Below are 9,470 nucleotides of genomic sequence, written 5' to 3' on the forward strand. Positions count from 1 at the left end.
CCTTTACAGATTCTGATTCTCTTCGGCCGCCGCCCATTGGTCACCAATCGACCGCGCCAGGGGCACCCGGGGCGACCACCCCAGCACCTCGCGCGCCCGCCGGATGTCCGCCTGTGTCCAGTCCGCGCCGTTCCGGCGTACCGGTCCGTCCAGCTCCTCGACGAGATGCGGTGGCACTCCGGAGGCGGACACGAGCAGGCCCAGGACGTCCCGCAGGGACACGGCCGACCCCTGACCGATGTTCACCGTCTCGCCCGTCAGGGAGCATTCGCCGGCCCGGAGGACCGCGTCCGCGACATCGCGGACGTCGATGAAGTCGCGCCGGGCCTCGGCGATCGTCAGCCGGACGGGCTCACCGGGGGTCGCCCGGCGCAGCAGGGTGGCGGCCTTCCCCAGGAAGGTGGCGCGGGGAGCGCCGGGGCCGCACACATTGGTGATCCGCAGGACGAGGGCATCGATACGGCCGGCGTGGGCGGCGTCCAGGACCGTCCGGCTTCCCGCCAGCTTGGTCCGCCCGTAGAGGGTGGCGGGGGCGGGCGGCCAGTCCTCCGCCACGGAGAGTCCGGGCGGGGACTCCCCGTACTCGTGCACCGAGCCGAGGTGGACCAGCCGGGGCCGCTGCGGAATGCCTGCCAGCGCCTCCACGAGTGTCTCGACCAGTTGGACATGGGAGCGGGCCATCTGCGCGTCCGTGCCGGACCAGGAGTCCGTGGCTGCGTTGACCACTACCCGGGCGTCGGCGACGGCGAGCACCTCGCCGATGAGTTCCGCGGAGGTGCCGAGCATGTCGAGGGAGATGAATTCGGCTTCCGGCGCTTCTCGGCGCGGCTTCCGGCCGACCGCGAGAACGCGGTATCCACGGCGGGTGAACGCTGCGCAGACGTGTCGGCCGATGAATCCGGTGCCACCGATGACCGCGGCGCACGGTTTCTTGGCCGAGCTCATACCGGCCGACCGTAGGAGCGCGGAACTACGGCAACAACCGCTGTTCGTGTGGGCGTGGATTCCAGGGAGAGGAGCGTGGTGTGCACGTGTCCACCGACCGTTACTGCCACCGGAAGAGCTTGGCAGCAAGCACGCTGCACAGCGCTCCGATGATCGCAAGGACGAGCAAGTGCTGCGTGTGTGGCCAGTTTCCTTCCCAGGAATCCCGCAGCGCCTGCAGGGTGGCCCCGAGCGGTGTGTAGTCACCGACGACGGAGACCGTGTGCGGGAGTTGCTCCTTGGGGAGGAACACTCCTCCGAAGAACAGGCTGGGGAACAGGAGCGAGAGCCCTATCGATGTCGCCGCGCGGCTTCCCGGCGCCACGGCGGCCACCACGAGTCCCACGGAGAACAACGCCCAGGCACCCAGGGCGAACGCCAGCAGGAAGGCCGGCACCTGATCCGGCAGAGCTGTGTCGAACACGAGCCGTCCGACGCCGAGCACCAGCGCCGCCGCTACTACAGCGGTTGCCAGGTTGATGATGAGCTGGGCCAGCAGCAGGTTGACGGGGTGAACGGGACTGGCCGCCATGCGGCGCAGGATGCCCTTCTCCCGGTAGGTCGCCAGGGTGGTGGGCAGTAGGTTCAGCGACAGCATGGTGAGGCACATCGACATCGCCATGGCCGGTACGAACGCCGCCATTGATGCCTTCTGGGCCGCGGTGTCGTGCGATTTGCCGGTGATGATGTCGAAGATGCCCAGCAGCATGATGGGTAGCGCGAGGACGAAGAAGACCGCGGTCGGATCGCGGAGAAAGAGCTTCGTCTCGACGAGAGTGAGCTGGGAACGTCCGGTCATGGATGTCCTCCTGGCGGCCGGGGGGCCGTCCTCGGTCGGCGTGACTGCCGCGGGGGCCCGGCACGTCACTTTGGGGTCGGTACGGCCGCACGCCGGCCGGTGGCACGGCGTCAGTGATCGGGCGTCGAACCGGTGAGCTTCACGAAGGCATCCTCGAGTGTGGGCTGCTCCAGGCGCAGTTCGTCAGGAACGATCTGGTGGTGCGCCAGCGTCGCGATCACCGCGTACACCATGTTCCCCGTACCGGTCACCGTCACCTGGGAGTTGGTGCGGGTCACCGATACGACGTCGGGCAGCGCGGTCAGCAGGGCGTCGTCCAGCGGCTCGGAGGGCTTGAAGCGGACGCGTTGTTGGGTGCTGGTGGCGGAAACCAGACCGGCCGGGGTGTCCAGGGCCGCCAGCCGCCCGTCCTTGATGACCGCGATGCGGTCGCAGAGCCGCTCCGCCTCCTCCATGAAGTGGGTCACCAGAAGGACGGTCACACCCTGGGCGCGGACTCTCTCCACCAGCTCCCAGGTCTCCCGCCGCGCCCGGGGGTCGAGAGCGGTCGTCAGCTCGTCGAACACCGCGATCCGTGGGTTGCCGACGAGTGCCAGGGCAATGGACAGCCGCTGCTTCTGGCCTCCGGACAGCTGTCCGAACTGGCTGTTGCGCTTCCCCTCCAGTCCCCAGTCGCTGATCAGCTTCCGCCAGTCCGCGGGCTCACGGTAGAAGGTGCTGTACATCTGCAGCGCCTCCCAGACCTTGAGTCTGGGCGGAAGCTCACTTTCCTGGAGCTGGATACCGATGCGCTGCCGCAGCTCGGTCTTGTCCCGGTGGGGGTCGAGGCCCATGACGGAAATCGTGCCTCCGTCGTACCGGCGCAGGCCCTCGATGCATTCCACGGTTGTCGTCTTGCCTGCGCCGTTGGGGCCCAGAATGCCGAAGACCTCACCTTCTTCGACGTGCAGGGAAACATCGTCGACCGCGACACGGTCGCCATATTTCTTCCGGAGTTTCCGAACCTCGATCACCGGCATATCTTCTCCGTCTCTCCTCTACTGGAATTCCACAATCGGTCCTGCTTGCCGCGGGCATGCCCGTGCCGGATCGGCCGATGTGGGCCTTGGACGTATCCAGTTCGGTGAATGGTGCGACTCCACCGACCGGCTGCCATGGGGCCCACCGGTCGGTGGAGCGGTCAGAGTCGACGCAGCGCCTCATAGCGGGTCAGGCAGGCGTCGTAGTCGGGGAGCGCGCCGGCCTCCCGGGCCTGTGCCAGCGTGGGCGCGTCACGGTCCCGGTCGGACAGCATCGGCGGGATGCCGTCCGGCCAGGGGAGGGCGAGTGCGGGGTCGAGAGGATCGACCTCGTGCTCCACGCCCGGGTTGTACTCGGTCGAGCAGAGGTACGCGGCCACGGTGCCGTCCTCCAGGGCCATGAACCCGTGGCCGAGTCCCTCGGCGAGGTAGACCCCTCGGCACGTACGAGAATCCAGCACGAGCGAGTCCCACTGCCCGAAGGTCGGCGAGCCCACCCGGAGGTCCACGACCACATCGAGCATCGAGCCCCGGGTGCAGGTGACGTACTTGGCCTGTCCGGGGGGCACGTCCGCGAAGTGGATCCCGCGGATGGTGCCGCGCCGGGACAGGCTGTTGTGGTACTGCCCCAGTCGCAGCGAATGCCCGACAGCCTCGACGAAGGAGGATTCGGTGTAGTTCGCGCAGAACGTTCCCCGGTCGTCGGCGTGCACCGCGGGCGCGAATTCGTAGGCGCCCCCGATGACCAGTTCCCGTACGCTCACGAGCGGTGCTCGGCGGTCAGCTTCTCGAGCACCGGAACCAGCTCGGCGGGGCTCGGCGTCGCCAATATCTCGTGCCGGAGCCGGTCGGCGGACTCCTGGAAGGACGGTTCGTTCAGCAGGCGCAGAATGCCCTCGCGAACCCCCTGGGCGGTGAGCTCGGCGGCATGCACGTACAGGCCCGCACCCGCGGCATCCAGCGCGGTCGCCTTCGACCACCAGTCCGCGAACCGGATCGGGGCCATGAGCTGCGGCACCCCGTTGACGAGTGCGGTCGCCCAGGAGCCGAAGCCGCCGTGGTGGAGGATCGCGGAGCAGCTGGGCAGCAGGGTGTGCAGTGGCACGAAGTCCACGAGGCGGGTGTTGTCCGGCACCCGCTCCAGTCCGGCCGACACCTCCTCGGGCAGCGCCGCGACGAGTTCGATGTCGAGGTCGGCCACCGCGTCCAGGATCTCCTGGACGGGCACGAAGGAGCCGCCCAGCGCGCCGAAGGACACTCCGGAGGTCAGGCAGACCCGGGGGCGCTCGGGCTTCTCACGGACCCACGCGGGTTCCACCGCCGGCCCGTTGTACGGCACCCAGCGCACCGGGACACGCAGCCCGTCCAACGGCAGCTGAAGGCTTTCCGGGATCTGGTCGATGGTCCACTGACCGGTGGTGAGCTCTTCGTGGAAGTCGCTGCCGTAACGGGCGAGCAGGCCGGACAGCCAAGCGGCGAGGGGGTCCTCCCGCTGGTCTTCCGGCTGCTGTTCCCTCAGTTCGAGGAAGGTCTTGCGCATCGCCCCGTAGATGTCGACCGCCCACAGCATGCGCGCGTGGGCGGCACCGACGACCCGGGCTGCCACCGGCGCCGCGAAGGTGAGCGGGTCCCAGATGACCAGGTCCGGCTGCCAGTCCCGGGCGAGCGCCACCATGTCGTCGACCATGCAGTCGTTGTAGATCTGGTAGGCGAACTGGACGCTCATGCGGTACTTCGTGAGCACCTTCTCCCAGGTCTGCCGGTCGGTGAACGGCTCCGACCAGTCGGAGATCTCGTTCTCCAGCTGGTCGTGGTGCATGGCGAACATCTCGTGCAGATTGTGGTCACTGCCGACGGAAACGGCGGTGAGACCGGTGCGGGTGATGGCCTCGGTGAGGGCCGGGTTACTGGCGACCCTCACCTCGTGCCCGGCTGCAGCGCATGCCCACGCCAACGGAACCATGGTGTACAAGTGGGATTTCTCGGAGACGGTGGCGAACAGCACGCGCATGTGTATTTCTTCTTTCCTCAGGCCCATCACGCACTTTCAGCAAAGCTGAGGAAGGGCCCGACGCCAACCCCTACCGACCCCCTATTCATGGCCGGCGCTCCACTTCAGCTGGAATTCAACTCCCCAGCTGCCGCGCGGAGATAAGGAAATCCGAGACCGTGTTGACGACGGCAGCCTTCTGGTCGCCGAGATAGAAGTGGCCTCCGGGGAACACCTGCAACTCAAACGTTCCCGAGGTGTGATCCGCCCACCCCGCCACGTCGTCGACGGTGACACGGATGTCGCTGTCGCCGCCGAGCCCCACGATGGGGCAGCGCAGCAGGGGGCCGGGCACGTAGCGGTAGGTCTCCGCCGCTCTGTAGTCGCCGCGGATCGCGGGGAGGGCGAAGCGCAGCAGCTCCAGGTCGCCCAGGATCCGGGAGTCGGTGCCGCTGAGCCGCTGCAGCTCCGCCACGATGCCGTCGTCGTCGAGCTGATGAATTTCATTGCTGCGGTGCTGGGACGGCGCGTTCCGGCCGGAGGCGAACAGGGCGGCCGGCAGGATGCCGGCTTCCTGCTCCAGCAGCCGCGCCACCTCGAAGGCCACGCTTGCGCCCATGCTGTGGCCGAAGAGAGCGATCGGCATATCGGTCCATCGCGTGAGCACGGTGAAGATCTCCCGGGCCAGCCCCTGGACGCTCTCGACGGGCGGTTCGGTGCGCCGGTCCTGCCTCCCGGGATACTGGACGGCCATCACCTCGATCCCGGAGGACATCTCCTCGGACATCGGGAAGAAGAAGCTCGCAGATCCTCCTGCGTGCGGGAAGCAGATCAGCCGCACCTTGGCGTCGGGCTGAGGGTGGAAGCGGCGTAGCCAGAGGCTGTCGTCACGGGTGGGCGATGCCATGGTGGTATGTGTCCCTTTCCGGGGTACTGGTCGAGCCGCGTATCCCACGCGGCGGCACTGCGGCGGGGCCGCGCATGAAGTCACCGCGAGGACAGGCCCGAGATCCATGTCTCGATGGCCGCCGCGGTCGAAGCGACGTGGTCCTCCATCACGCTGAAGTGGTTGCCCTGTACGTCGACGACGTCATGGGGCAGGTCCCAATAGGACCGCCATGCCTCCGCGGCCGCCGGGGTGTTGGCGCCGGCCAGCGGCTCCTCGGCCCGGACGAGCAGGGTGGGCGCGGAGACCGGCTGCGGCTCCCACTCCTTGCAGATGTCGAGATACCAGCCCATTGCCGAAAGCCGGTCGTCGTCCATCGCGACGAAGGTTCCTTCGCGTTCCGACATGCCGTCCATCAGGGCGAGTCCGAACTGGTTGACGAAGTTGCTCTTGGGCACATAGGTGTCCACCAGGACGACACCGGCCGGCTGGATGCCGAGGGCTTCGAGACAGCCCGCCGCGGCCTGCGCGAACCAGCCACCCGCCGACGTGCCGAGCAGGACGAACGGGTCACCGCCGGCGGCCTGCGCGATGGCCTCCGCCTGGACCTGGACCACGGCGTCCATCGTCGCCGGGAGGCTTTCCTCCCGGACGAACCCGGGCAGCGCGAGCGCCGACACGCCGCGCAGCCCCCGGAAGGACGAGGCGAACCGTGCGTACTGGTGCAGTCCGGCCACGGCGAGGCAGGAGGGAAGGCAGAACACCTGGGTCCGTGCCTCCCCCCGGCCGAGCCTGACGGGTGTCGGCGGCTTGGCGAGATCGGCAGTCGAGCTGAATTGCGGCCGCAGCGCCGCGACGGCTCGCAGCAAGTCGAACGCCTCGCCCCACTTGCCGTTCTGGAACGCCCCCATGTAGAGCGAACTCAGCGTGGCCGAGCCGCCGTTGATGGTGGCCTGGGCGGGAGCCGCAGGACCCGAGGCGCGCTCCGCGGCGGTCGGCGCCGCGGCCAGCTCATGGCGCAGCCGCTCCGCCAGCTCAGCCGGAGTGCGGTGGTCGAAGGCCAGCGTCGCGGGCAGCCGCAGACCGGTGGCCGCGTTCAGACGGTTCCGCAGTTCGACGGCGGTGAGCGAGTCGAATCCGGAATCCACCAGCTGATGGTCCGCCGTCACCGACCCCGCCCCCGAATGGCCGAGCACGGCGGCCACGTGGAGGCGCACCAGGTCGAGCAGCGCGTCGAGCTGCTCGGCCTCCGGCAACGCCGCCAGACGCGCGGCCGATGACGGCGCTTTGGTGCCGTTGGTGCCGACCGCGGCCACGGCCCGGCGGCCAGGGCCGCGCACCAGTCCGCGGAGCACGGCGGGCAGAGCGATGTCCGACGCACCGGTCCGCAGGGCCGAGGTGTCGATGCGGACCGGCACCAGCAACGGGTCCTCAAGGCCGAGAACTATGTCGAACAGCCGCAGTCCCTGATCGGTGGCCAGCCCGCCCACACCGGCGCGCGCCGCACGGGCGACGTCACTCTCGTCAAGCGTGGAGGTCATGGCACTGAGTTCCTCCCACGGGCCCCAGGCGAGCGACGTGGCAGGCAGGCCCTGGCTGCGCCGGCTGTGCGCAAAGGCGTCCAGGAAGGCGTTGGCCGCGGCGTAGTTGGCCTGCCCGGCGCTGCCCAGCACACCCGCCGCCGAGGAGTAGACCACGAAGGCGGCGAGGTTCCGGTCCCGGGTCAGGTCGTGCAGATTCAGCACCGCGTCCACCTTGGGCCGCAGCACCGCCTCCAGTCGCTCCGGGGTGAGTCCGTCGATGAGACTGTCGTCGACGACACCCGCGGTGTGCACCACGGCGGTCAGCGGACGGTCGGCGGGGATCGCGGCAAGCACCTCCGCCAGGGCCTCGCGGTCAGCGGCGTCGCAGGCGGCGATCGTGACCTGGGCACCGAGTCCGGCGAGTTCCGACCGCAGTGCCTCGGCACCTTCGGCGGCCGGGCCACGGCGGCTGGTCAGCACCAGACTGCGGATGCCTCGCTGCCGTACGAGGTGCCGGGCCAGCAAGCCGCCCAGGACGCCCGTTCCGGTGATCAGCACGGTGCCCTCGGGGCCCCACGCCGGCTCGTCGGTATCCGGGGCGGTCCGCACCCTGTCCAGCCTCGGCACCTTGAGCTCGCCGGCGCGCACCGCCATCTGCGGTTCGCCGGACAGCAGCGCCGCGCCCAGAGCCCTGCCGGACGCCTCCACGTCATCGATGTCGATCAGCACGAAGCGCTCCGGGTTCTCCGACTGCGCCGAGCGGACCAGGCCCCACAGCGCTGCGTTGGCCAGATCGGATACGTCCTCACCGGGAGCGGTGGCGATCGCACGACGGGTGAGGAAAACCAGCCGGGACGAGGCGAACCGCTCGTCCGCGAGCCAATCCTGGACCAGCGACAGAGCGCGCCGGGTGGCGTCCCGTACCGATGCGGCGCAGTTCGGGGCGGGCGGGCACGAGACGAGCACCATGGGCGGAGCCGAGCTGCCCGAGTCGGCGGCGCCGCCGAGTGCTCCCAGGTCGGAGTAGGACTCCAGGGAGAATCCGGAGCGGTCCAGGAGTTGAGCCTCCTCGGGATCGTCCGACCCCACGAGCGCCAGTCTGGCCCCGGACGGCAGCAGTGCCGGGGCCGGCACGGACGGCCAGCCGACCCGGAACAGCGCCTCGTATCCGACCGGCAAGGATGCCCCGACCTGCGCGGCCGACATCTTTCGCAGCACCAGAGCGTCGATGTCCGCGACCGGGCTGCCCGACGAGTCCGCGACCGTTACGCACACGGCGTCGGTGCCCGCGGCACCGATCCGCACCCGCAGCTCCGTCGCTCCGGACGCCCGCAGAGACATGCCGGTCCAGGAGAACGGCAGCCGGCCCTCTCCCTCTCCGCTCTCGAAGAGCGAGCCGAGGGCGATGCTGTGCAGGGCGGCGTCGAGCAGTGCCGGATGCAGGCCGTAGGCATCGGCTGCGGACTGCTGGCCCTCGGGCAGCCGCACCTCGGCGTAGACCTCGTCGTCGGCCGCCCACACTCGATGCAGCCCCTGGAACGCAGGCCCGTAGCCGAAGCCGGCTTCGGCGAACCGCTCATACAGATCGCCGACCTCGACCGGCTCCGCGCCGGCCGGAGGCCACACGCTCAGGTCGACGGAGCTGCCCGTGGCGCCCTCGGCGCTCAGGGAACCGCTCGCGTGCCGCGTCCACGGCTCAAAGAGGTCGGCGCTCTCCGGCCGGGAGTGGACGCTGATGGTCCGAATGCCGTTGTCGTCGGGGGCATCGACCGTGACCTGCAGAGCCAGACCACCACGCTCCGGAAGCACCAAAGGCGCCTCCAACGTCAACTCCTCCACCCGCTCACAACCGACCCGGTCCGCCGCCTGCACCGCCAACTCAAGAAACGCCGTCCCCGGAAACAACACCACACCCGACACCGCATGATCCGCCAACCACGGCTGAGCCTGCACCGACAACCGCCCCGTCAACACCAGACGATCACCACCCGCCAACGACACCGCAGCACCCACCAACGGATGACCACCCACACCCAGCCCCGCCGACACCACATCCCCCACACCCACCGGCACATCCAACCAATACCGCTCACGCTGAAAGGCATACGTCGGCAGATCCACCCGACGCGCACCACGCCCCTCGAAAAACGCCCGCCAATCGACCTCAATCCCCACGACGTGCATCCGGCCCAATGCCGCTACGGCCGACTCCTCCTCACCCCGGCCCTTCCGCGAGAGCGCAATGAACTCGCCCTCCTCGACGCACGAT

The 9,470-nt window shown here is 69.3% G+C and carries 8 protein-coding genes; 1 reads left to right on the forward strand and 7 read right to left on the reverse strand.

Features of this window, described 5'->3' with window-relative positions; genetic code table 11:
• Positions 1-3 precede the first annotated feature (3 nt).
• From ACH4FH_RS32095 to ACH4FH_RS32125, 7 genes are all read right to left on the reverse strand, one after another.
• On the reverse strand, positions 4-945 hold the full coding sequence (locus ACH4FH_RS32095) for an NAD-dependent epimerase/dehydratase family protein (RefSeq protein WP_398559465.1): 942 nt from the start codon (positions 943-945) through the stop codon (positions 4-6).
• Positions 946-1,045: 100 nt separating this feature from the next.
• Positions 1,046-1,783: an ABC transporter permease gene (locus ACH4FH_RS32100; RefSeq protein WP_398559466.1), complete on the reverse strand. Its 738-nt coding sequence runs from the start codon at positions 1,781-1,783 to the stop codon at positions 1,046-1,048.
• Positions 1,784-1,893: 110 nt separating this feature from the next.
• A complete protein-coding gene (locus ACH4FH_RS32105; RefSeq protein WP_398559467.1) occupies positions 1,894-2,802 on the reverse strand; it encodes an ABC transporter ATP-binding protein in 909 nt (302 codons plus the stop codon).
• A 161-nt stretch (positions 2,803-2,963) separates the two neighbouring features.
• The gene (locus tag ACH4FH_RS32110; RefSeq protein WP_398559468.1) at positions 2,964-3,566 is read right to left on the reverse strand and encodes a dTDP-4-dehydrorhamnose 3,5-epimerase family protein; all 603 of its coding nucleotides are present in this window, start codon (positions 3,564-3,566) and stop codon (positions 2,964-2,966) included.
• Complete coding sequence (locus ACH4FH_RS32115) at positions 3,563-4,813, reverse strand: activator-dependent family glycosyltransferase (RefSeq protein ID WP_398559469.1); 1,251 nt, start codon at positions 4,811-4,813, stop codon at positions 3,563-3,565. Before ACH4FH_RS32115 ends, ACH4FH_RS32110 begins: the two co-directional genes overlap by 4 nt.
• 115 nt (positions 4,814-4,928) lie before the next feature.
• Positions 4,929-5,699: a thioesterase II family protein gene (locus ACH4FH_RS32120; RefSeq protein WP_398559470.1), complete on the reverse strand. Its 771-nt coding sequence runs from the start codon at positions 5,697-5,699 to the stop codon at positions 4,929-4,931.
• Positions 5,700-5,779: 80 nt separating this feature from the next.
• Positions 5,780-9,322 carry a type I polyketide synthase gene (locus tag ACH4FH_RS32125; protein WP_398559471.1) on the reverse strand — a complete coding sequence of 1,181 codons (3,543 nt, stop codon included), beginning with the start codon at positions 9,320-9,322 and terminating at the stop codon, positions 5,780-5,782.
• On the opposite strand from ACH4FH_RS32125, the gene ACH4FH_RS32130 reads away from it, so the two are divergent.
• Positions 9,221-9,470, forward strand: a 250-nt coding sequence (locus ACH4FH_RS32130; RefSeq protein ID WP_398559475.1) for a hypothetical protein, incomplete at its 3' end; no start/stop codon positions are given. The genes ACH4FH_RS32125 and ACH4FH_RS32130 overlap by 102 nt on opposite strands.

The organism is Streptomyces sp. NPDC017993 (assembly GCF_044328065.1).
Classification (GTDB): Bacteria; Actinomycetota; Actinomycetes; order Streptomycetales; family Streptomycetaceae; genus Streptomyces.

Excerpts from the sequence above, each read along its gene's own strand:
- ACH4FH_RS32095 (WP_398559465.1), bottom strand. The coding sequence starts at position 945 with ATGAGCTCGGCCAAGAAACCGTGCGCCGCGGTCATCGGTGGCACCGGA.
- ACH4FH_RS32100 (WP_398559466.1), bottom strand. The coding sequence starts at position 1,783 with ATGACCGGACGTTCCCAGCTCACTCTCGTCGAGACGAAGCTCTTTCTC.
- ACH4FH_RS32105 (WP_398559467.1), bottom strand. The coding sequence starts at position 2,802 with ATGCCGGTGATCGAGGTTCGGAAACTCCGGAAGAAATATGGCGACCGT.
- ACH4FH_RS32115 (WP_398559469.1), bottom strand. The coding sequence starts at position 4,813 with ATGCGCGTGCTGTTCGCCACCGTCTCCGAGAAATCCCACTTGTACACC.
- ACH4FH_RS32120 (WP_398559470.1), bottom strand. The coding sequence starts at position 5,699 with ATGGCATCGCCCACCCGTGACGACAGCCTCTGGCTACGCCGCTTCCAC.